The sequence below is a fragment of the Williamsia limnetica genome (assembly GCF_003217475.1).
Taxonomy (GTDB): Bacteria; Actinomycetota; Actinomycetes; order Mycobacteriales; family Mycobacteriaceae; genus Williamsia; species Williamsia limnetica.
Window position 1 is genome coordinate 11,797 of the sequence record NZ_QJSP01000010.1, and the last position, 21,087, is coordinate 32,883.

The following is a 21,087-nucleotide window of genomic DNA, read 5'->3' on the forward strand; positions in this document are numbered from 1 at the left end:
GAGGGGACGCTTTCGTAAGGTCTCAGGAAGGTTACGAAACGGTGGTGGCCCGTGTCCACTAGGGGGACGACAGCGACGCCTCGGGCGTGTCGCCTCACACGGCCCACAAATGGTCGCCTTCTTCGGGAACAAATGGGGCCTTACCTGCGTTGACACGTCGAGCGTGATCGTGAGTGTCAGACTTCGACAACATGCCCGCCGCACTGAACAGTGCGACAGCCGCCTCGATGTTGGCCGCGTCGTCAATAACGAATTCATCACAGCGAACTTCCGAGTTCTTGCTGCTCGGGACCCCGACAGGTCCCAGAAAAACGGTCATCATGCAGTCGTCACAGGCGATTTGTCGCCCCGGGCAGGTGTTGCAGTCCAGAAGCATTGTGATCTCCGTCTCATTCGGTCGCCGACCCCTCTTAGGGGGCCCTCAGGGTTTTCCCTGAGGCCGGATCGCCGACTTTTGATCCATTGGCCCGGACGCTAGCGGCACCGTCCGACAACCCATTTCGATCGCAACCACCCCGACCGTCCGCAGTGGCCCAGATCACCGCTCGAGGCGTGGCGCACCCGACGTGTCAGAGCTTCGAACTAGTGTTCGTGGGGTGAGTGTTGTTGATGAGGCCGGTGGGACTCAGCTGTCCCTTGACGACCCGGCTCTGGGCCACCCGGACGACGCATCGCTGCGCTCCATCACGTTCGTGGTGGTGGATCTGGAGACCACGGGCGGCAGTTCAGCCGACGATCGCATCACCGAGATAGGTGCGGTGAAGGTGTGCGGTGGTGAGGTGATCGGCGAGTTCGCCACCCTCGTGGACCCACAGCGCGGTATACCGCCACACATAGTCCGGCTGACCGGGATCACCGAGGCGATGGTCTACCGGGCCCCCACCATCGAAGAGGTACTGCCGGCGTTCCTCGAGTTCGCCAAGGATTCGGTCATCGTCGCCCACAACGCCGGCTTCGACACCGGATTCCTGCGGGCCGCAGCCACCGCATCGGGCCACCCCTGGCCGTTCCGACGGGTGCTGTGCACCGTGAAGCTCGCTCGCCGTGTGCTGACCAAGGACGAGGCACCCACTGTGAAGTTGTCTGCGCTGGCGTATCTCTTCCGGGTCCAGACCCGGCCCACCCACCGTGCCCTCGACGACGCCCGCGCCACCGTGGAGGTGATGCACCGCCTGTTCGAGCGAGTCGGCAATCTGGGCGTCGAGTCCTTCCGCGATCTGCTCGACTACCTGCCCGGTGTACCCAGAGAGACCCGGAACAAACGCGTACTGGCCGAGCACCTGCCTGCCAAGCCCGGCGTCTACATGTTTCGCGGCCCCTCGGACGAGGTGCTGTATGTCGGCACCGCCGTCGATCTGCGGCGCCGGGTCCGCAGCTATTTCACCGGGTCCGAAAACCGCACCCGCGTGAAAGAGATGGTCGCGCTGGCCACGCGCGTCGATCACGTCGAGTGCTCACACCGACTCGAAGCAGGCGTGCGGGAACTGCGACTGCTCGGCGCATATGCTCCGCCCTACAACCGGCGATCGAAGTTTCCCCATCGCGGGTGGTGGGTGTGCCTCACCGACGAGCCCTTTCCTCGCCTCAAGGTCAGCCGCAACGCGGGCGCAGTCGCTCTGGGCCCCTTCCGCTCGAGGGGGGTCGCATACGACGTCGCCGACCTGATCGCCGAGACCTGCGGCCTCCGAACCTGCCGAACGGCCTTGAAGGCCGCCGGTAAGCACACGTGCGAGGTGGGCCCGGACGGGCGCAGCCTGGTGGGTGGATGTCACGGTGCGACGGCGACGCCGATGTCCGCACCGCAGTATTCCTCCCGTGCGGAGGTCACCGCGGCGTTGCTCACGGGTCAGACAGACACTCCCGTTCGCGCAGCCCTCGACCGACTCATGGCGCTGTCGGACGCCGAACTCTTCGAGAACGCTGCGCGACTGCGCGACCGACTCGACCAGTTGGTGGGTCAACTCGAACGGTGTCAACGACTGGCCGCCCTCGCCCGGATCTCTGAACTGGTGGCGGCAGGTCCGGACGGCGACGGCGGCTGGGAACTCGCCGTGATCCGACACGGCCGCCTGGCCAGTGCGGGTGTCGCGGTGCGCGGGGTCCCGCCGATGCCTGTCGTCGCCGCGCTCGCGGCGGCCGCCGAGACCGTACTCCCCGACCCCGGCCCGCTCTATGGCGCGCCGCACGAGGAGGTCGCACTGATCTATCGCTGGCTGACCACACCCGGGGTCAGGATAGTCTGCGCCACAAGCGGTTTGAGCCTCCCCCTGCACGGCGGCGCCCGCTGGACACAGTGGCGGGACATGGTCGGTTCGGCCCATCGCACCCTGCGGGGGACCAGGGACCACGATTCCGCAGGCCGAGCGAGGTCGGCCACTGCGGTGCCCGTACCGATCCTGTCGCACCGCGGCGAGGTCGCAGACCCCCACAGGCCCGCGCCGCGCGGCACTAGTCTGGACGCATGATTACCGCGATCGTCCTGATCCAGACCGACGTTCATCAGATCCCGGAGACCGCTCAGGCGGTCGCGGACATCGCAGGCGTCACCGAGGTGTTCTCGTGTGCCGGTGACGTCGACCTCATCGCCAAGATCCGGGTCCGCGAGCACAGCGACATCGCGGAGGTCGTCACCGCAGGCATCAATCGCTTGCCCGGCGTCAAGCACAGCGCCACCCACATCGCCTTCAAGAGCTATTCGAGTGCGGACGTCGACGCCGGATTCTCGATCGGCGAGTAACCGCCCCTACAAACTGTTGCTCAGGCGCACCCAGTCGGCGAGCAGCGCAGTGGCCGCACCCGTATCGATGGCGGCGGCCGCCACCGCCAGTTGCTCACGCAGCTGATCGTGCAGGTCCACTTCCGGACGCGGCCGGTAGGCGACCAGAGCCCCCGCGGCGTTGAGGAGCACGGCATCACGCACCGGGCCGGTCATCCCCGCGAACAACTCTCGGGCGATCTGCGCGTTGAAGTCGGCATCGGCGCCCTGCAGTGCAGACAGCTCTACCCGCGGCAGCCCGATGGTGGTGGGATCGACGACCTGGCGCCTCACGATCCCACCCGCCACCTGCCAGACCGTCGACGTCGCGGTCGTCGTCAGTTCGTCGAGACCGTCGTCGCCGCGGACGACCAGCACAGAGTGGCCCCGGTCCGCGAAAGTCTGGGCGAGCACCGGCGCCAGGTCTGCAAACGCACATCCGACGAGTCCACTCGTGGGCTGCGCGGGATTGGTCAGCGGTCCGAGCACATTGAAGACCGTGGGTATCCCGATCTCTTTGCGCGGCGCGGCCGCGAAACGCAATGCGGGATGAAAGACCGGGGCAAAACAGAAACCGATGCCGAGTTGCTCCACACAGCGGGCGACCGCGTCGGCGGTCAGCGAGATCTTGACCCCGAGTGCCTCGAGGACGTCGGCCCCGCCGCTCTTCGACGATGCTGCACGGTTGCCGTGTTTGACCACGGGTACACCCGCCGCCGCGACCACGACCGACGTCATGGTGGAGATGTTCACGGTGTTCGACCGATCTCCACCGGTCCCGACGATGTCGACACAGGCCACCGAGGTCGGGACCACCGTCGAATGGGCGAGCATGCCTGCCGACAATCCGCGCAACTCCGCCGACACGGGGCCCTTGATCTTCAAGGCGACCCCGAACGCCGCGATCTGCGCGGAGGTGGCGTTGTCGGACATGATCTCGTTCATCGCCCACTCGGCGTCGGCCACGTCGAGATCACGGCCGTCGGCAAGAGCGCCGAGTATCGATGGCCACGTGCGGGCCTGCGCATCGGGATGGGTCACGGCCCAGAGCCTATCGAGGTGGCTGCAGGACCTGCCAGGCCAGCACCGTGCCGCCGTGTCGCTGGGCCAGGCCGGCCATGCGCGATCGCTCCTGCGACACGTGCAGGGCGTCGATCAACTGCACCCGGGCGAGTGCGAACAGCTCGCCCTCCACATCGGTTCGATCGGATGCCCCGGAGGGGACCGGAACCCGGCGATAGTGATCCTGCGCGGCCACGGCGACGGCCGCTTGAACCGCGTCGGCCGGGACCACCAGGAAGTGGCGCAGGACCGACTGTTCGTCCTCGCGCCACGCCGAATCGGACAGCGTCGTCGACGCGGCGATGCTGTCGTCGAAACTCTCCGCTGTCACCATCAATTCCGGATCGTCGACGGACAACTCCGCGTTGAGCTTTCGGTTGCCACCCAACCGCGAGGTCCATTGCTTCCACCGCGATGCCTCGATCGGGTTGCCGTTCACGTCACGTGCCATCCGAACAGCCTCCCAGCTACCGGTTTCTCACGTCCGGGACACGCCGAATCCAGGGCTTTTGTGGCGCTCTACCAGGGTCTGCGTATCCGTCCGTAAAAAAATCTGGACCCAAGTAGTCAGGGGTTACTACGAACCGTCATACTTCAGGAGTGACTAGCGCTGCAGCACCCACAGGATCAGCTATCACCCAGCGCGTGCACTCGCTGAACCGACCCAACATGGTCAGCGTCGGCACGATTGTGTGGCTTTCGAGCGAGCTGATGTTCTTTGCCGGACTTTTCGCGATGTACTTCGTCGCGCGGGCCGGAAACTACGGCAATTGGCCGATGGAGCCCACCGAGCTCAATCTGACCTTGGCGATCCCCGTGACAACGGTGTTGATCCTGTCCTCGGTCACGTGCCAGCTCGGTGTGTTCGCCGCCGAGCGCGGCGACGTGTTCGGCCTTCGCCGGTGGTACACGATCACCCTGATCATGGGTGCGATCTTCGTCGCCGGACAGGCGTACGAGTACTACCACCTGGTGCACGAGGGCACGACGCTTTCGTCGAGCGCCTACGGGTCGGTCTTCTACATCACCACCGGCTTCCACGGCCTCCACGTCATCGGCGGACTCGTCGCCTTCGTCTTCCTGCTGATCCGGACGCGGCTCAGCAAGTTCACCCCGGCACAGGCGACCGCCGCGATCGTCGTGTCGTACTACTGGCACTTCGTCGACATCGTGTGGATCGCATTGTTCGCGACCATCTACTTCATCCGGTAACGCGCCCAGACCGTCTTCAGCACAGACCGATCTTCAGCCCAGGCAAAGTCAGTCCGCTAAGCAGAGAGATACAGATGAGTTCATCTCCCCCACCCACCTCACCCGGGGATTCGGCCCCGGGCACCCTGAGCGAGGGTGCAGGCAGGATCGACGCGAAAAAGGTCAAGTCGCGTCGCAAACTGCGTCGCCGCGCATCGGGAATCCTGTTGTTGCTGGCCGGACTCGTCGTCGCGGGCGGCCTCGCAACCGCGATCACGCCTGACCCGCAGGTGGCCAAGGCCGACAGTGAGTCCAGCGCCGCACTGATCCAGGACGGCAAGAAGCTCTACGAGACGTCGTGCATCACATGCCACGGCGCCAACCTCGAAGGCGTCGCCGAGCGCGGCCCGTCGCTGGTCGGCGTCGGCGACGCATCCGTGTACTTCCAGGTGTCGTCGGGCCGCATGCCCGCCGTTCGCGGTGAAGCGCAGATCGTGCGCAAGCCGGCGAAGTTCACGCAGGCTCAGATCGACCAGCTCGGCGCTTACATCCAGTCGGTCGGAGGCGGCCCCCAGGTCGTCTACGCCAAGGACGCCGAAGGCAACGTGATCTTCAAGGACGGGTACCCCGTCATCGAGCAGGGTGAGCTCCGCGGCGACAACATCGGTCGAGGCAGCGAACTGTTCCGCCTGAACTGCGCCTCATGCCACAACTTCACCGGTCGTGGTGGCGCACTGTCGTCGGGCAAGTTCGCCCCCGCTCTGGACGCCCCCAACGAGCAAGAGATCTACACCGCCATGTTGACCGGCCCGCAGAACATGCCCAAGTTCTCCGACCGGCAACTGACGGATCAGGAAAAACGCGACATCATCGGCTACGTCAAGTACGCAACCACCTCGGGTAACCCCGGTGGATACGGCCTCGGCGGGTTCGGCCCGGTGTCCGAAGGTATGGCGATGTGGGCAATCGGCGCAGTGGCTGTGGTCGCCGCCGCGATGTGGATGGGATCTCGAACATGAGTGATCAGCAGAAACCAGTTCCCACCCAGGACGAGCTCGACTCCATGAGCAACGATCAGCTGGTCAAACTGGGCACCAATCTCGACGGCGTGGAGGTCATCCACCGCCGCGAGCGCTTCCCGGTGCCGGGAACCAAGGCAGAGAAGCGCGCTGAGCGCAGCGTCGCTTTCTGGTTCGTCCTCTCGGGCATCTCCGCCATTGCCTGCTTCGTGATCTTCCTGTTCAACCAATGGGAGTTCGTGATGCCCGGCGGCGACAACTACCGGGCGTACCTGCTCAACACGCCGCTGCTCGGCTTCACCTTCGGTCTGTCGATCCTCGCGATCGGCATCGGAGCCGTGCAGTTCACGAAGAAGTTCATCCCCGAGGAGATCTCGGTTCAGGACCGTCACGACGGCGGTTCCACCGAGACCGACAAGAAGACGATCGTCGCCGAACTCGGCGATTCGCTGAACACCTCGACCCTGCCGCGTCGCAAGATGATCATCGGTGCCGGATTGTTCGGCCTCGGGACCTTCGCGGTGACCGGCGCCGTCGCGCTCCTCGGCGGAATCATCAAGAACCCCTGGGCCGAAGGCAAGAACTCGGCCCTGTGGCACACGGGTTGGTCCCCGATCTACAACCCGCCGGAGAATCCGAACGAGACCATCTTCCTGCGCCGCGACACCGGTAACCCGATGTCCGTCGTGCTGGTGCGTCCCGAGGACCTCGACGCCGGTGCAATGGAGACCGTCTTCCCGTGGCGCGTCTCGGACGGGACCGGAGAGACCGAAGAATCCCGGCACAAGTTGATCGAAGGTCTGCGTTACATCAGCAACCCCGTCATGCTGATCCGCCTTCGCCCCAACGACGCTGCCAAAGCGATCAAGCGTCAGGGCCAGGAGAGCTTCAACTACGGCGACTACTACGCGTACACGAAGGTCTGCTCGCACCTCGGTTGCCCGACTTCACTGTTCGAGCAGCAAACGAACCGTATTTTGTGCCCGTGCCACCAGTCACAGTTCGACGCCCTTGAATACGCCAAGCCCATCTTCGGCCCCGCTGCCCGCTCGCTTGCGCAGCTGCCGATCACGGTCAACGAGCAGGGCTTCATGGTGGCCGCCGGCGACTTCATCGAACCCGTAGGCCCCGCGTTCTGGGAACGCGGGAAGGGGAAGGATCGACCATGAGCAAGATCGGACAGCAGGCCGAGGAAGTAGATTCTCGGTATCACCTCGCGGCAGGTATGCGCCGTCAGATCAACAAGGTCTTCCCGACCCACTGGTCTTTCCTACTCGGTGAGATCGCCCTCTACAGCTTCGTCATCCTGCTGATCTCGGGCGTCTATCTCACGTTCTTCTTCGATCCGTCGATGGCCGAGGTCACCTACCACGGTGCCTATGAACCCCTCAACGGCGTCATGATGACGAAGGCCTACGAGACGACGCTGAACATCTCCTTCGAGGTGCGCGGTGGACTCTTCGTCCGGCAGATCCACCACTGGGCAGCCCTGCTGTTCGCGGCGTCGATCATCATCCACATGGCTCGCATCTTCTTCACCGGCGCATTCCGGCGTCCGCGCGAGGCCAACTGGATCATCGGCTGCTTCCTGCTGGTGCTGGCCATGTTCGAAGGCTTCTTCGGATACTCACTCCCCGACGACCTGCTCTCGGGTACCGGCGTCCGCGCCGCCATGTCGGGCATCGTCCTCGGTATCCCGGTGGTGGGCACCTGGATCCACTGGGCACTCTTCGGTGGCCAGTTCCCGGGCGACATCATCATCCCGAGGCTTTACATCCTGCATGTGCTCCTGTTCCCGGGGATCATCCTGGCGCTGATCGGTGCCCACCTGGCCCTGGTCTGGTACCAGAAGCACACTCAGTTCCCCGGCCCCGGCCGCACCGAGAAGAACGTTGTCGGTGTTCGTATCCTCCCGGTCTTCGCAGTCAAGTCCGGTGCGTTCTTCGCGGTCACCTTCGGAATCCTCGCGATCATGGCCGGTCTCTTACAGATCAACCCGGTATGGGTGCTCGGGCCATACAACCCGGCGCACGTGTCTGCCGGTTCGCAGCCGGACATCTACATGATGTGGACAGACGGCCTTGCTCGACTGATGCCGGCCTGGGAGATCTACTTCGGCAACGCGTACACGATCCCGGCCATCTTCTGGGTCGTTGTGGTGCTGAGCATCGTCTTCGGAATCCTCTTCGCCTACCCGTTCATCGAGAAGCGACTGACCGGGGACACCGCGCATCACAACCTGTTGCAGCGTCCGCGTGACGTTCCGGTGCGAACTGGCATCGGCGCGATGGCGATCTCCTTCTACGTCATCCTCACGATCTCGTGTATGAACGACATCATTGCGTTGAAGTTCCATGTGTCCCTCAACGCGACGACGTGGATGGGCCGCATCGGGCTGATCATCATCCCGCCGCTCGCCTACTACATCGCATACCGATGGGCTCTCGCGTTGCAGCGCAGTGACCGGTTCGTGCTGGAGCACGGCATCGAGACGGGCATCATCATGCGCCTGCCGCACGGTGAGTTCATCGAGCTGCACCAGCCGCTCGGCCCGGTCGATGACCATGGCCACCCGATCCCGCTGCCTTACGAGGGTGCGGCTCTGCCGAAGCGGATGAACAAGCTCGGTTCCGCAGGCGCTCCGGGTACCGGCTCGCTGATGTTGGCCGATCCCCCCGAGGAGCAACAGCGGAACGTGGAACTCGAGGCCAAGGCTCATCACAAGGAGCACGAGGCTTTGCGCGAACTTCAGAAGCGCGGCGGAGACCCGTTCATCGACTGATAGATCGAACAACCGAAGAGGCCGGCCTGCATCAGCGGGTCGGCCTTTTTCGTGGCCGGAGCCGGGTCCTCCCCTCCCCCACTGCGGTGCGTTCATCCGTTCGCGCCGGAAGAGTGCGTGCCCTTGTGGACGTCGAGCGTGCCGTTGGCGGACGCCGAACGTGCCGTTGTTACTCTCTTACGTTCGTGAGCAACATCGAAATCGTCAGCTGTCACGACCGGGCAGAGTTTCCCGCGCTTGCGCGTATCTGGAGACGTTCAGTTGAATCCACCCATGTGTTCCTGACGCACGAAGACGTCGATTTCTACGCGCCGAAGGTGGCCAACAGTTACCTCCCGGCGGTCGAATTACGCGTCGCCAGAATCGATGGTCGGACCGTCGGGTTCTCAGGCACCGACGGCAACAAGCTCGAGATGCTGTTCATCGACGACGACTACCGCGGACGAGGCGTAGGTGGTGCGCTCCTCGGCGAGGTGCTCGACCGAATCCCACGACTTGAGCTCGATGTCAACGAACAGAATCCCGACGCAGTTGCCTTTTATCGGCGCCACGGTTTCGTGATCGTCGGACGGTCTGAGATCGACGCCGACGGGCGTCCGTTTCCACTGCTGCGCATGGTCTCCAGCGCAGCGTCGACCTGATGGAGTCCCGAGGACCCCGCTCGCCACACCGCACGGATCGGTCAAGCGGACAAGGGCACACTCGATGCGCACAACAGCACGGTCGGCGGCTGCAACGGCACGGTCGGCGCGCACAAGGGCCCGCTGGGGGCTTAGGTCACCAGAGGTCGCCTGCGCGCCAATCACACGTCAATTCGCCCGCAGCGGTCTCGGGACCCCCGAAGACGAAGACGCTGTCTGCGTCGTCGGGCGTGGGGTTCACCCCGGCCGGCGTCATCGCAGACAGCGTTCCCTCCCATAGGCGCCAACCGTGAGATCGGTACAACCGTAGTCCGGCCTCACTGGCACTGAGAACGCCGAAATCGTAGGCGTTGACGATGACCCGTTCGACCGCAGACATCAGCTGATCGCCGATGCCCTGACGTTGCCTGCCGGGATCGACCGCTACAGCTTCCACGTAGCCCACTCGGTATGGGATGCCGTCGACCATCATCGACCGGGCGACGACAGCAGCATGGCCGGCCATCGCGTCATCGGCGCCGGTGACGAACACGTGGACTCCGCCTAGCGCGTGGTCATAGTCGGTGTCGGCGAAGTCGCCTGCGAACGCCAGGTCCAACAGTGCGCGGAGTGACCTGGCCCGGACAGCACTCAGCTCCCAGGTATGCTGCACGTCTAGGTGCAGACCTGGGAGCTGAGAGGGATTGTGCGTCAGTGCTTCTCAGGCCCGACGTGGTACTCGAAGACGAGTCCGGCCACTGCACCGATGATGCAGACGGCAGCAAATGCGACGAGCCAGAAGTTGGCCATCGCAAGGGCCACCGCGAAGGTAGCGGCACCGAGCGCGATCAGGATAGGCCACCAGCTACCGGCGCTGAAGAAACCCAATTCGCCCGAGCCGTCGGACACCTCGGCGTCTTCGTAGTCCTCTGGGCGGATGTCCACCCGTCGGGCCACGAAGCGGAAGTAGGTACCGATGATCAACGTCAGGCCGCCGGTCATGACCAGCCCGGTGACACCGACCCACTCGACGTTCTTGCTCGTCAATCCGGTGGCCAGTCCGTAGGCGACCGCCACCAGGAAAAAGAACCCGGTAAGGATCTCGAAGAGCCGCGCTTCAATTCTCATCTCGTAGCTCCTGGCTGACTAGTTCGACGCCGTCTGGGTGCCGCGTTTGGTGTCAAAAGGCTTGGTCGTGATCGCCGTCGGCGTCTGACCGATCGATTCGAGCGCCTGCGCGTTCGTTGCGTTCGGGTTGGCCTCGCGGAAGTCGATGTAGTCCTCGAACTGATCCGGGCTCACGGCACGGACCTCGAAGTTCATCATCGAGTGGTAGGTGCCGCACATCTCTGCACACCGACCGACAAAGGCGCCTTCACGGTCGATCGAGCTGACCTGGAATCGGTTGTCCGTGTGGTTCTGCTTCGGGAATGGCAGCACGTCACGCTTGAACAGGAACTCCGGCACCCAGAACGAATGGATGACGTCGGCCGCGGCGATCTCGAACTCGATGCGCTTACCGGTCGGCAAGACCAGGACCGGGATCTCATCGGAGGTGCCGACCGTCTCGATCTTGTCGAACTTCAGGTAGTTACGGACGTTGTTCTTCTGGTCGTCGGGAGCACTGTGTGCTTCCTCTTCCTCGGTCGGGTCCGGTTCGGCGATCTGCGCCTCGTAAGGACTGCCGTCTTTCTCGAAACCGTTGTAGACGGTGCCGTCCGCCATCGTGACGGTGCGATAGCCGAACTTCCAGTTCCACTGGAAGGCGGTCACGTCCACCACCACATCGGGATTCGGCTGTTTACCCTCGACATCGTTCTGCACGATGATCGTGAAGTAGAACAGGACCGCGATGATCACGAAGGGGATGGCCGTATAGGTCAACTCCAACGGGACGTTGTACGCCGTCTGCCGGGGGAACTCGTCGCCGCCGGGCTTCTTGCGGTGAAAGGTGATGGTCCAGAACGTCAGACCCCACACCAGAACACCCATCACGAGGGCGGCGATGACCGACCACGTCCAGAGGTGCCGCATGTCTTCTGCCTCAGGCGTTATGCCCTTGGGCCAGCCGAAACGCAACGCTTCTTCAGCGCTGCAGCTCGACAACACAAGAGCGCCGACGCCCAGAAAGAACGCTGCGCTGACTTGCTTGATTCGACGTCCGCGGTGCTGACGCGTAGCCGATGCCGGAGGTCGCCCACCGTGTGCCAATTTCACGCCTTCCTACCCTGCCCTCTGACTGGGAAACAGCCACACAGCCACCCACGACTGGTAGCTCGTGTACTACGCAGCGTAGACCAACCGACTTCATCATTCGTAGTTGGGTTTCCGAACACGCCAACACCCGGGTTTTTGGTTCACCGCTTGGCAGGCCGGACGGGCGGGGCAACCGGGGACTGCGGCATACTCGGGGCAGTTCCGTGTGTTCTTCCAGGGCGAATCGAGGCATTTTTCGTGTGTGGTCTGCTAGGTCTGTTGTCCAGCGACGCGTCAGCGGGAGAATCAGCCGAACTCGTGGGCGCCGCGTCGCGCTGCATGCGCCACCGCGGTCCGGACGAGCCCGGAACCTGGAACGACGACGATGTCGTCTTCGGTTTCAACCGGCTCTCCATCATCGACATCGAACATTCACACCAACCACTGCGCTGGGGCCCCCCGGAGAGCCCTGAGCGGTACGCACTGGTCTTCAACGGTGAGATCTACAACTATCTCGAGATCCGGGCACAGCTGAGCCGCGACGAGGGTGCCGAGTTCCTCACCGAGGGCGACGGTGAGGCAATCGTTGCCGCCTTCCACCACTGGGGACCGGACGCGGTGTCGCGGCTTCGCGGCATGTTCGCGTTCGCCATCTGGGACACGGTCGAGCGTTCGCTGTTCCTTGCCCGCGACCCCTTCGGCATCAAGCCCCTCTTCATCGCGTCCGGTTCCGGCGGCACATTGTTCGGTAGCGAGAAAAAGAGCCTGCTCGAGTTGATCGATCGGGTCGGTGTCACCGATGTGCTCGACAATCGCGCCATCGAGCACTACACCGTCCTGCAGTACGTTCCGGAGCCCGAGACACTCCACGCGGGCATCAGACGCCTCGAGTCCGGCAGCTACGCGACCTTGCGACCAGGTCAGCTCCCGAAGGTCTATCGCTACTTCACGCCGCAGTTCGCAGTCCGTCCCTTCACCAAGGGCAGTGAGCAGGCGCGCTACGACGAGATCGCCGATGCTCTCCAGGATTCGGTTGCCAAGCACATGCGTGCCGACGTCACCGTCGGGTCCTTCCTTTCCGGTGGCATCGACTCGACCGCTATCGCCGCTCTGGCCATCCGCCACAACCCGGACCTGATCACCTTCACCACCGGGTTCGAGCGTGAGGGGTATTCCGAGGTCGACGTCGCTGCCGAGTCGGCTGCAGCGATCGGCGCCCGGCACGTCGTGAAGGTCGTCGGGCCTGCCGAGTTCGCTGCCGCGATCCCCGAGATCGTCTGGTACCTCGACGACCCCGTCGCCGATCCGGCGCTGGTCCCGCTGTACTTCGTCGCCAAGGAAGCCCGTAAGCACGTCAAGGTGGTGCTCTCCGGCGAAGGCGCCGACGAGCTCTTCGGCGGCTACACGATCTACAAGGAACCGTTGTCCCTGAAACCCTTCGAGCGGCTCCCCCGCGGCCTGCGTGCGGCCGCCGGCAGATTGTCGGACCGGCTCCCCGAGGGCAGGCGCGGCAAGAGTTTGCTGCACCGGGGTTCGATGACCCTGGAAGAGCGCTACTACGGCAATGCCCGCAGCTTCGACGACGCCCGGCTCCGCGCAGTACTCAAGGACTTCCGGCCCGAGTGGACCCACACCGACGTCACCGCACCCATCTACGCCATCTCGGCGGGCTGGGATCCTGTTGCCCGTATGCAACATCTGGATCTGTTCACCTGGCTGCGCGGGGACATCCTCGTCAAGGCGGACAAGATCACGATGGCCAACTCACTCGAGCTGCGGGTGCCGTTCCTCGACCCCGAGGTGATGCGGGTTGCCGAGGCGTTGCCATTCGAGGAGAAGATCTCGCACGGCACGACCAAATACGCGCTGCGCAAGGCGCTCGAGCAGATCGTCCCGGCCCACGTCCTACATCGCAAGAAGCTGGGTTTCCCTGTACCACTGCGACATTGGTTGGCCGGCACTGAACTCTACGACTGGGCTCACCAGACCATCGACCATTCTCAGACCGACCACATCTTCGACAAGGCTGCGGTGCGCACAATGCTCGCCGAGCACCGGGAAGGCACCGTGGACAACAGTCGACGACTGTGGACTGTGCTGGTGTTCATGATCTGGCACGGCATTTTCGTCGAGGGCACGATCGTCCCGGCAATCGAGGATCACCGGTACCCGGTCAAGCTCTGATCCCACCCGCCGCGCCCGCACACGCGCCGGATATACGACGACGCGCCACATATGTGGCGCGTCGTCGTATATGTGGAGCGTCTGGAGATTACGTCGGTAGCACGGCCGCGATCTCTGCAGCCGCTTCGTCCCCGTAGGCGCCGGCGAGACGGGTCAGGGCCGACGCGCGGTCCCACACCCATTCCTGTGTGCCGACCGTCTCGAGGACGAGGACGGCCACCATCGATCCCAGCTGCGCGCTGCGTTCGTTGTCGAGTCCGGCTGCATTGCCTACCAGGAAACCGGCCCGGAACCCATCACCGACTCCGGTGGGGTCGACCTTCTCGGTTTCGGGGACGACCGGCACATGGATGCGGGAGCCGTCCGCTTCGACGATCTCGGCTCCGGCGCTGCCGAGGGTGGTGATCCGAAGCCCCACCATCTCGGCGACCTGAGCTTCACTCAAGGCCGCCTTCTGCCGGAGCAGACCCCACTCGTACTCGTTGGTGAACAGATAGGTCGCGCCGTCGATGAGGTCGCGGACCTGCTCGCCGTCGAGTCGAGCGAGTTGCTGGCTGGGATCGGCCGCGAAAGGAATGCCCAGCTCCCGCGACTGCCTGCTGTGCGCGATCATGCCGTCGGGATCATCGGCGCCGATCAGGACCAGCTCGGGCGTGCCGAACTCCTCGGCGAGCCCGGCCAGGGATATCTCTCGCGACTCGCTCATCGCGCCCGCATAGAAGCTGGCCAGCTGGGCCATCTCGTCATCGGTGGTGCACATGAACCGTGCGGTGTGCGCGGTGTCCGACACCCGCACACCGCGGGTGTCGACCCCGTTGCCCTCGAGCCAGCAGCGGTAGTCGTCGAAGTCGCTACCGACCGACCCGACAAGCAACGGGGATCCCCCCAGGACGCCCATCGCGTAGGAGATGTTGCCTGCGACGCCGCCCCGGCGGATCACCAACTCCTCGACGAGAAAGCTCAACGAGATGTGGCTCAGGTGTTCGGCGAGCAACTGCTCGGAGAACTTCCCCTGAAAGCGCATCAAATGATCGGTCGCAATGGATCCACAAATGGCGATGGCCACGAAGAAGAACCTTTCTTGTCACCTGGCAGATGGCTCAACGCTACCTCCGACGTCGGGTGTCCCCCGGTGGGCCCCGTCTCGTGAACACGCGTCGACGTCACCGAACAGAAAGGGCCGCATCCGAGAAACTCGGATACGGCCCTTTCAGGTGCGGGTCGTGCTGCCTGTGAGAGGTCAGGCGTCAGTTGAACGAATCGCCGCAGGCACAGCTGCCGGTGGCATTCGGGTTGTCGATCGTGAAACCCTGCTTTTCGATGGTGTCCACGAAGTCGATGCTGGCTCCCATGACGTACGGGGCGCTCATGCGATCGACCGCGAGGCCGACTCCGTCGAATTCCACGACCAGGTCGCCGTCGAGATTGCGATCGTCAAAGTACAGCTGGTAGCGCAGACCCGCGCAGCCGCCGGGCTGGACGGCGATGCGCAGCATGAGTTCCTCACGGCCCTCCTGCTCGCGCAGGGCCTTCGCCTTGGAAGCGGCGGCATCGGTGAGAATCACGCCGTGCGCAGGCGCTTCTGTCTCGGTCTGCACAGCGGTGTCGTTCGATGCGGTCATGGATTCTCCTCAGTGTGCGGGGCGTAGGCGTTCGATTCCTGGTTGCCAGGTATCGGATACGAACTTCCGTCGCCTATAACCGTACTCCTGCCCTGCCTATTCCCGCGCGCCTGCGTCGCCGGTACACGGCACAGGGTCACCAGCCTTCCGCGACCTGCCGGGCGAGCTCGATCAGCTGATTTTCCGCGTCGTCCATGGCGACCTGGACCGTTCCGGCGACCTCGACGATCGATCGCGCCTGCGTGATGCCGGCGTCGGCGAGTTGCGCCGGGGTCAGCGCGACCTGGCCGGCGAGCACGATGGTCGGGATACCCCGGCCGCGGGCCGACTTGGTCAGTGCGGCGACGACCTTGCCCTTCAGGGTCTGCTCGTCGCACTTGCCCTCCCCCGTGATGACGAGGTCGGCGGCGGCGATGAGATCGGCCTGAGAGGTCGCTTCGGCGATCACCGTGGCACCCGGGACACGCTGCGCCCCCAGCGCCAACAGCGCTGCACCGAGCCCACCCGCGGCACCGGCTCCGGGTTCGTCCGAGATGTCGCGGCCGGCGACCCCGGCGAGCAGCTGGGCCCAGTCGGCGAGTCTCTCTTCGAGCAGAGCAACGGTGTCCGGGTCGGCGCCTTTCTGCGGACCGAACACGGCGGCCGCACCGGCAGGCCCGAGCAACGGATTCTCCACATCGGACGCCGCGACCAGCTGCACCGGTCCGAGCAGTCGCGCGGCCTCGGCCAGCCCTCCGAGCGCATCGACCATCCCGCAACCACCGTCGGTGCTCCCGCTGCCACCCAACCCCACGACGATCTGGGTGGCCCCCGCCGCCACCGCGGCGACGATCAGTTCACCGACACCGAACGTGTCCGCCGCGAGGGCGGTCCGGGGCGTCGGCGCGCCGCCGAGTTGATGCAACCCACAGGCCTGGGCGCACTCGACATACGCAACGGAGCGGTCCTGTCGCCGGTCCAGCAACCAGTGGGCGCTCACCATCGCGCCGAGGGGACCACTGACGCGTTCGGTGTATACCTCACCGAATCGGCTGGCGAGGACGGACACGAAACCGGGCCCGCCGTCGGATTGCGGAACGAGGGTGAGCTCGTCGGCGGGGCGCCCGAGGGCCCAACCCGCGGCGATCGCCTCGGCTGCCGCGACGGCCGTCAAGGTGTCGCCGAAGGAATCCGGGGCGATCAAAGCCTTCATCGGCTGAGTATATGAAGGGTGGCCCACTCCGGCAGCGCACGTCGCGATAATCTGGACGGGTGAAGTTGCCCTGGAAGAAAGACGACGTCGCCGCCGACGACGCGGCCGACACCACCGTCGCGCTGACCGTGGAAGAAGCTGCGGCCAAGCGCCGGTACACCGAGGCCAAGGGCCGGCCCACGCCGAAGCGGCGCGATGCCCAGGGCAGGCGTCGCGGCCCGGTCGCTCCGGCCCCGACCACGCGGGCCGAGGCTCGCGCGCGCAAGAAAGAGCTGAAGGGCAGCTCGGTCAATCTGAGCAAGGAAGACAAGAAGGCCCAGTCCGATACGCGCCGCCAGCAACGGGCCGATCAGCGCGAGAAGATGATGGAGGGCGACGAGCGGTACCTGATGCCGCGCGACAAGGGCGACGCTCGCCGGTTCGCCCGTGACCTCGTCGACTCGAGGCGCAACTTCGCCGGATTGTTCATGCCGTTCGCGATCATGCTGATCATCGTGATGTTCGTCCCGGCCATCGCGGTGTACGCCACCCTGCTGATGTTGATCTTCGTGGTCTTCCTGGTGATCGACGGCGTGCTGCTCGGCCGGATCCTCAACAACCGTGTACGCGAACGTTTCCCGAGCACCACCGACGGCGGTTTCAAACTCGGCTGGTACGGGTTCAGCCGCGCCATGCAGATGCGGTTCATGCGGGCGCCGCGACCCAGGGTCAAACCGGGTGACGCGGTCTGACCGGGATGCGAACTCTGGTTCTGGGTGGGATTCGTTCGGGAAAATCAGCGTTCGGTGAAGGGCTTCTTCCGCACACCGGGGTGCGTTATCTGGCCACGGCGGCAAACCCCGCCACCGGCGACCCCGAGTGGTCCAACCGGATAGCGCAGCACCGAGTCCGTCGTCCCGCGCAGTGGACGACCATCGAAACAGGCGACATCGCTGCCGAATTGCGTTCGGACTCGAGTACTTCCACGCTCGTCGACGACCTCGGCAGCTGGGTCAGTCGTCATATCGACTCGGTCGGCGGCTGGAGCGACGACGACTTCGACATGTCTGGCGTGATCGACGAGATCTCCTCTGCAATCTCCGAGTTCACCGGAGACCTCGTCATCATCAGTCCAGAGGTCGGCCTGTCCCTCGTGGCGCCGACACCCGCCGGCCGCCTCTTCCAAGATCAGCTCGGCCTGCTCAACAGCGCCGTCGCGACCGCCTGTGACCGCGTGGTCCTCATCGTCGCCGGGCAGGTTCTCGAACTCGGTGTGGACACCCGCATCGGCGTCGACACCGTCGCAACAGCCGTCCCTCTGCCCGTTCCGACCGGTGCCCCCGTCGATTCAACAGCGGACTCGGACCCAGTCGACGCAGCGGCGCGCGAGTTCGCCCCCGAGGCCGGGACCACGAGTGCTGAAAGCCTCGCCTCGACAACGGAGTTCGAACTTCCCGAGCAGTTCGAGTTCATCGCTGCGCCCGACCGCGACGCGGCGATCGCGGCCCGCAAACGGCAAGGTGAGCTCACCAAACCCCCCGGCTCACTCGGGCGGCTCGAAGAGGTTGCGGTCTGGGTCGCGTCCTGCCAGGGAAAATGCCCACCCGCGCCGTTCGAAACGCCGACCGTGGTCGTCTTCGCCGGCGACCACGGCGTCGCCAGAGCAGGTGTGTCGGCGTTCCCTCCCGAGGTGACCGCGCAAATGGTGTCGAACTTCGGCGCAGGCGGCGCGGCCGTGAACGTGCTCGGACGCCTGCACGGTGCCCGGGTCCGGGTGGAAGACCTCGCGGTCGATGCCCAGACCCCGGAGGCGATCAGCCGTTTCAAGGTGCGCAGGAGTTCCGGCGATCTCACCCGCGAGGACGCGTTGAGCACCGAAGAGACCCGGGCCGCGCTGGCAGCGGGACGCGCCATCGCCGATCAGGAGATCGATTCCGGCGCCGATCTGCTGATGGCCGGTGAGATGGGGATCGGCAACACCACTCCGGCGACGATCCTCGTCGGCCTGCTCACCGATTCCGAACCGGTGGTCGTGGTCGGGCGCGGCACGGGCATCGACGACAACGGATGGATCCGCAAGACCGGCGCGGTCCGCGACGGCATGCGCCGGGGCCGCCCTCATGCACGGGTTCCGCTGGAACTGCTGCGCACGGTCGCCGGAGCGGAGATAGCGGCCATGGCAGGTTTTCTCGCGCAGGCGGCCCTGCGCCGGACGCCTGTGATCCTGGACGGTCTCGTGGTGACGGCCGCGGCGCTCGTGGCCAATGACATGGCGCCCGGCGCCCGGGAATGGTGGCTGGCAGGTCATCGGTCCGCAGAGCCCGCGCACACCATCGCCCTGAGACAACTCGATCTCGAACCGCTGCTCGAGTTGTCGATGCGACTCGGCGAAGGTAGCGGCGCGCTGACCGCGCTGCCCGTCGTACAGTCGGCGGTCGCCACCCTCGCCTCGATGGCCACCTTCTCCGAGGCCGCGGTCAGCGGCGCGGCGGATCCGACGTCGGTGAATCCGGAGAGATGAGTCTGCGCGGCGCGATCCGTGGCCCCCAGACAGCGTTCTCGTGGCTGACCATCCTGCCCGTACCCGAGCCCGCCGGCCCGTTCGACCGTTCCCTCGGTGGCGCCGCGATCGGTTCCACGCCGCTGGTCGGGTGCGTGCTCGGCGCCATCGCCGCGGCCGCCGCATTCGGGTTGGAACACACCGAACTCCCGGCACTGCTGTGCGGGCTGTTGATAGTCGGATTGCTGGCGGTCCTGACCCGCGGCATGCACCTCGACGGACTCGCCGACACCGCTGACGGGCTCGGCTGTTACGGACCCCCGGTCCGCGTCCACCAGGTGATGCACAGCGGCTCCACGGGGCCGTTCGGCGCGGCGACCCTGGTGATCGTGATGGGCGCCCAAGCCGTCGGCTACGGCACTCTGATGCAGGAGAGCAACTGGGCCGCATTCATCTTCATCGGGTTCGTGTCACGCGTGGCCACGGTGATCGGCTGCCGGATCTCCCTGCCACCGGCCGCAGAATCCAAGTTCGGCGGCCTCACCGCAGGCACTCAGCGATTGACCATTCCGTTCTGGGTACTCGGTGCGCTCGCCGTGGGTTTCGCGGTCGGTCCGGATCTACCGGTGCCGGGCGTGCTAGCCGTCGTGGTCGTGACGCTGTTCGCCTGGCTGTTCAGTGCCCACTGCGCGCAGCGTTTCGGTGGGATGAACGGCGATGTGCTCGGTGCCCTCATCGAGGTGAGTACCTTGATCGCGCTGTGTGTCGTCCTTGCCGGCTGACCCGTCCATCGAGACTGCCACCACGAAGCCATCGGCCGAGTAGGCCGCTTCATTGCCGCAGTCTCGCCGCGGCGGGGCCCGGTTCAGAGACGACGAACGTCAGTTCCCGTGGAGCGTCGTCATCCAGCCGTGCGTGTCGGCGAACGTTCCGCGCTGGATCCCGGTGAGGGTGTCGCGGAGTGCCATCGTCACCTCGCCCGGCTCCCCGTTCGCGATGGTGTAGTCGTCCGTATCACCCTTGACATGGCCGACCGGGGTGATGACGGCCGCGGTCCCGCAGGCGAAGACTTCGGTGATCTCCCCGGACGCGACGCCCTTGCGCAGCTCTTCGACACTGATCTTGCGTTCGGTGACGTCGAATCCGGCGTCGGTGGCGAGCTGCAACAGCGACTCACGGGTGATGCCCGGCAGTAGCGAACCGGACAGCTCAGGCGTCACCAGTTTTGCGTCGGCTCCGGAGCCGAACACGAAGAACAGATTCATCCCGCCCATCTCTTCGATGAAGCGGCGTTCGATCGCGTCGAGCCAGACCACCTGATCGCAGCCGTGTTCGGCCGCCTGCGCCTGGGCCAGAAGTGAGGCTGCGTAGTTGCCGCCGAACTTGGCCGCGCCGGTTCCACCGGGTGCGGCGCGCACGTATTCGGTCGACAGCCAGACGCTCACGGGGTGTACGCCCCGGGGGAAGTAGGCGCCTGCGGGCGAGGCGATGAGCAGGTAGCGGTACTCCGTCGCCGGACGGACGCCCAGACCGGGCTCGGTCGCGATCATGAACGGTCGCAGATACAACGACGATTCGCCCCCTGCGGCGGGCACCCACTCGTGGTCGACCTCCAGCAACGCTCGCAGCGAGGCCATGAAGTCTTCGGCGGGCAGTTCGGGCATGGCCAGCCGTCGCGCCGAACGCTGCAGGCGTGCGGCGTTGGCGTCGGGACGGAAAGAGGCGATGGTGCCGTCGGATTGCCGGTAGGCCTTGAGGCCCTCGAATATCTCCTGCGCGTAGTGCAGCACCATCGCAGACGGGTCGAGCGAGATGGGCCCGTAGGGCACCACGTTCGCGTCGTGCCAGCCTTTGTCGGCGGTGTAATCGATCACGACCATGTGGTCGGTGAAGTGCCTACCGAATCCCGGGGCCTCCAGGATGTCGGCGCGGCGTGATTGCGACACCGGTTGCGGGTGCTCGGTCCGGACGAACTCCAAGGTCAT

At 65.1% G+C, this 21,087-nt stretch carries 20 protein-coding genes; 11 read left to right on the top strand and 9 right to left on the bottom strand.

What is annotated here, in order from left to right:
* The first annotated feature begins 596 nt into the window (after positions 1–596).
* On the top strand, positions 597–2,465 hold the full coding sequence (locus DFR67_RS17055; protein WP_110470719.1) for a DEDD exonuclease domain-containing protein: 1,869 nt from the start codon (positions 597–599) through the stop codon (positions 2,463–2,465).
* Entirely contained in the window at positions 2,462–2,737 is a 276-nt protein-coding gene (locus DFR67_RS17060) for an Lrp/AsnC family transcriptional regulator (protein WP_110470720.1), read from the top strand. The genes DFR67_RS17055 and DFR67_RS17060 overlap by 4 nt, the downstream gene beginning before the upstream one ends.
* 6 nt (positions 2,738–2,743) lie before the next feature.
* Here the strand turns inward: DFR67_RS17060 and trpD are convergent, their stop codons facing one another.
* On the bottom strand, positions 2,744–3,796 hold the full coding sequence (gene trpD, locus DFR67_RS17065; protein ID WP_110470721.1) for an anthranilate phosphoribosyltransferase: 1,053 nt from the start codon (positions 3,794–3,796) through the stop codon (positions 2,744–2,746).
* A gap of 10 nt (positions 3,797–3,806) precedes the next feature.
* Complete coding sequence (locus tag DFR67_RS17070; RefSeq protein ID WP_211325091.1) at positions 3,807–4,268, bottom strand: hypothetical protein; 462 nt, start codon at positions 4,266–4,268, stop codon at positions 3,807–3,809.
* 149 nt (positions 4,269–4,417) lie between these two features.
* Between DFR67_RS17070 and ctaE the strand changes: the two genes are divergently transcribed.
* The 5 genes from ctaE (at position 4,418) to DFR67_RS17095 (ending at position 9,450) form a co-directional block, all read left to right on the top strand.
* The gene (gene ctaE / locus DFR67_RS17075; RefSeq protein ID WP_081729571.1) at positions 4,418–5,029 is read left to right on the top strand and encodes an aa3-type cytochrome oxidase subunit III; all 612 of its coding nucleotides are present in this window, start codon (positions 4,418–4,420) and stop codon (positions 5,027–5,029) included.
* A gap of 74 nt (positions 5,030–5,103) precedes the next feature.
* Positions 5,104–6,027, top strand: coding sequence for a cytochrome bc1 complex diheme cytochrome c subunit (gene qcrC, locus DFR67_RS17080; protein ID WP_110470722.1), 924 nt, complete (start codon positions 5,104–5,106; stop codon positions 6,025–6,027).
* The gene (gene qcrA / locus DFR67_RS17085) at positions 6,024–7,196 is read left to right on the top strand and encodes a cytochrome bc1 complex Rieske iron-sulfur subunit (RefSeq protein ID WP_110470916.1); all 1,173 of its coding nucleotides are present in this window, start codon (positions 6,024–6,026) and stop codon (positions 7,194–7,196) included. Before qcrC ends, qcrA begins: the two co-directional genes overlap by 4 nt.
* Positions 7,193–8,809 carry a cytochrome bc1 complex cytochrome b subunit gene (qcrB, locus tag DFR67_RS17090; protein WP_110470723.1) on the top strand — a complete coding sequence of 539 codons (1,617 nt, stop codon included), beginning with the start codon at positions 7,193–7,195 and terminating at the stop codon, positions 8,807–8,809. Before qcrA ends, qcrB begins: the two co-directional genes overlap by 4 nt.
* A 185-nt stretch (positions 8,810–8,994) precedes the next feature.
* Entirely contained in the window at positions 8,995–9,450 is a 456-nt protein-coding gene (locus tag DFR67_RS17095) for a GNAT family N-acetyltransferase (RefSeq protein ID WP_110470724.1), read from the top strand.
* Between the two features lie 136 nt (positions 9,451–9,586).
* Here the strand turns inward: DFR67_RS17095 and DFR67_RS17100 are convergent, their stop codons facing one another.
* The 3 genes from DFR67_RS17100 to ctaC are packed head-to-tail and all read right to left on the bottom strand — an operon-like array spanning position 9,587 to position 11,583.
* Positions 9,587–10,102 (bottom strand): GNAT family N-acetyltransferase, encoded by a 516-nt coding sequence (locus DFR67_RS17100; protein WP_245938005.1) that lies wholly within the window; start codon positions 10,100–10,102, stop codon positions 9,587–9,589.
* A 38-nt stretch (positions 10,103–10,140) separates the two neighbouring features.
* Positions 10,141–10,557, bottom strand: coding sequence for a cytochrome c oxidase subunit 4 (locus tag DFR67_RS17105; protein ID WP_110470726.1), 417 nt, complete (start codon positions 10,555–10,557; stop codon positions 10,141–10,143).
* Positions 10,558–10,575: 18 nt separating this feature from the next.
* Positions 10,576–11,583 (bottom strand): aa3-type cytochrome oxidase subunit II, encoded by a 1,008-nt coding sequence (gene ctaC / locus DFR67_RS17110; RefSeq protein WP_245938026.1) that lies wholly within the window; start codon positions 11,581–11,583, stop codon positions 10,576–10,578.
* A gap of 300 nt (positions 11,584–11,883) precedes the next feature.
* On the opposite strand from ctaC, the gene asnB reads away from it, so the two are divergent.
* Complete coding sequence (gene asnB / locus DFR67_RS17115) at positions 11,884–13,809, top strand: asparagine synthase (glutamine-hydrolyzing) (protein ID WP_110470728.1); 1,926 nt, start codon at positions 11,884–11,886, stop codon at positions 13,807–13,809.
* Positions 13,810–13,897: 88 nt separating this feature from the next.
* On the opposite strand, the gene DFR67_RS17120 is transcribed toward asnB, so the two are convergent.
* From DFR67_RS17120 to DFR67_RS17130, 3 genes are all read right to left on the bottom strand, one after another.
* Positions 13,898–14,875 (bottom strand): carbohydrate kinase family protein, encoded by a 978-nt coding sequence (locus DFR67_RS17120; protein WP_110470729.1) that lies wholly within the window; start codon positions 14,873–14,875, stop codon positions 13,898–13,900.
* 181 nt (positions 14,876–15,056) lie between these two features.
* Entirely contained in the window at positions 15,057–15,431 is a 375-nt protein-coding gene (locus tag DFR67_RS17125; RefSeq protein ID WP_084837109.1) for a HesB/IscA family protein, read from the bottom strand.
* Between the two features lie 136 nt (positions 15,432–15,567).
* On the bottom strand, positions 15,568–16,623 hold the full coding sequence (locus tag DFR67_RS17130) for a glycerate kinase family protein (protein ID WP_110470730.1): 1,056 nt from the start codon (positions 16,621–16,623) through the stop codon (positions 15,568–15,570).
* Positions 16,624–16,682: 59 nt separating this feature from the next.
* On the opposite strand from DFR67_RS17130, the gene DFR67_RS17135 reads away from it, so the two are divergent.
* Genes DFR67_RS17135 through DFR67_RS17145 form a run of 3 tightly spaced genes read left to right on the top strand, consistent with a single transcriptional unit; the run spans position 16,683 to position 19,884 of the window.
* Positions 16,683–17,354 carry a DUF3043 domain-containing protein gene (locus tag DFR67_RS17135; protein ID WP_110470731.1) on the top strand — a complete coding sequence of 224 codons (672 nt, stop codon included), beginning with the start codon at positions 16,683–16,685 and terminating at the stop codon, positions 17,352–17,354.
* Positions 17,355–17,359: 5 nt separating this feature from the next.
* Positions 17,360–19,123: a nicotinate-nucleotide--dimethylbenzimidazole phosphoribosyltransferase gene (gene cobT, locus DFR67_RS17140; RefSeq protein WP_110470732.1), complete on the top strand. Its 1,764-nt coding sequence runs from the start codon at positions 17,360–17,362 to the stop codon at positions 19,121–19,123.
* Entirely contained in the window at positions 19,120–19,884 is a 765-nt protein-coding gene (locus DFR67_RS17145) for an adenosylcobinamide-GDP ribazoletransferase (RefSeq protein ID WP_110470733.1), read from the top strand. The genes cobT and DFR67_RS17145 overlap by 4 nt, the downstream gene beginning before the upstream one ends.
* Positions 19,885–19,983: 99 nt before the next feature.
* Here DFR67_RS17145 and DFR67_RS17150 read toward each other — a convergent pair whose 3' ends face one another.
* Positions 19,984–21,087: a branched-chain amino acid aminotransferase gene (locus DFR67_RS17150; protein WP_110470734.1), complete on the bottom strand. Its 1,104-nt coding sequence runs from the start codon at positions 21,085–21,087 to the stop codon at positions 19,984–19,986.